General features: G+C 27.4%; 1 protein-coding gene. It reads right to left on the reverse strand.

Features of this window, described 5'->3' with window-relative positions; all coding sequences use genetic code 11:
• Positions 1 to 787, reverse strand: a 787-nt coding sequence (locus B0A67_RS23040; protein ID WP_207557380.1) for a hypothetical protein, incomplete at its 3' end; no start/stop codon positions are given.
• Positions 788 to 1,216: the final 429 nt, after the last annotated feature.

Here is a 1,216-nt window from a genome sequence, read left to right on the forward strand (position 1 = left end):
AATTGTCAATATAAATGCTGATTTTTTTAGAATTGTTATCGGATAATTTATAGTGAATTACGTTGGCATCAAATTCCAGAATCTGTATTTTTTGTCCTCCAATACTAATTTTATCTCCAATATTTTGATTAGTAATTTCTACTTTTCCATATTCAACAGGAATTTCTATTTCAATATTTACATAGCCCTTTAGTGTTAAATATTCTAGATTTCCCATTCCCATTGTGCTAAATGCAATTCGTTCGAGTAACTTTTCGTTTTTTTCCTCAAAACCTCCAATATTTAAACCTAGCTCATTTTGATTTAATTGTACTTTTTCATTTTTTTCGTTGGTTAAATCATATGTTTTTACTGTGGCTTTTATATAATCTAAAATAGATCTTTGGCTGGTTATACTTTCTGTTTTTTCATATTGTGATAATTGTTCCTTTGTGTAAAAATTATCTACCAAAGATGAAAAATAAATGGAACTTGATGGGGCTTTATTGTAATCAGATGCACCGTCAGTTACCGCCGTTATTGATTTTTCTATTTGGTGCATCGTTTGCTCTGCACGTTTTTGAGAAATAGATATTTCCCAGGGATATTGCTTTTTTGCAACTATTTTGGCTTTTGGTGTTTTATTGTCTTTAGTGGTAACATCTTCATAAACCGAGAAGTCCTGAAAATGTTTTTTGTCGTAATCTTTGTCTGAATATTTTAATTGTTTGTTTATTAAATCTGGATATTCTTTATTGTGGCAAGCAATTACTGATGATAAAATGAATAGTAATAGAATTTGTTTCATAGTTAAATAATAGGTATTTGTTTATTGGTTTTGGCTGAAAAATCTAATTATAGTAATACAAAAGGTTCAAACTTAAAAAGCATATAATTTCAAATTTTTAATCATAATTAAATTCAATCTGGAAATTCAGCCTCACTTGCATATGCTAAAAATAAAAGAATCCAGGGTAAAATTAAGAGTAGTAAGATAAGTAGTAAAAATAGTACAACCATTTTTTTTCGTTTTGAAATAGACCAAATTAATATTCCTCCCATAATTCCAATTATTAGTAGTCCTTCAAGATAAAGCATCTTTTATTGTTGTTTTAATGTTTTTTTTCAAATATAAACTTTTTCTTATAAATATTTGAATGGGGTGAAAATTGCAAATTTTGCAATCCTGATGTAGGAGTTACGGTATAAATGAAAGCAGAGCATTTTTTTTTATTGA

Origin of the sequence: Flavobacterium aquidurense (genome assembly GCF_002217195.1) — a bacterium.
Lineage (GTDB): Bacteria > Bacteroidota > Bacteroidia > Flavobacteriales > Flavobacteriaceae > Flavobacterium > Flavobacterium frigidimaris.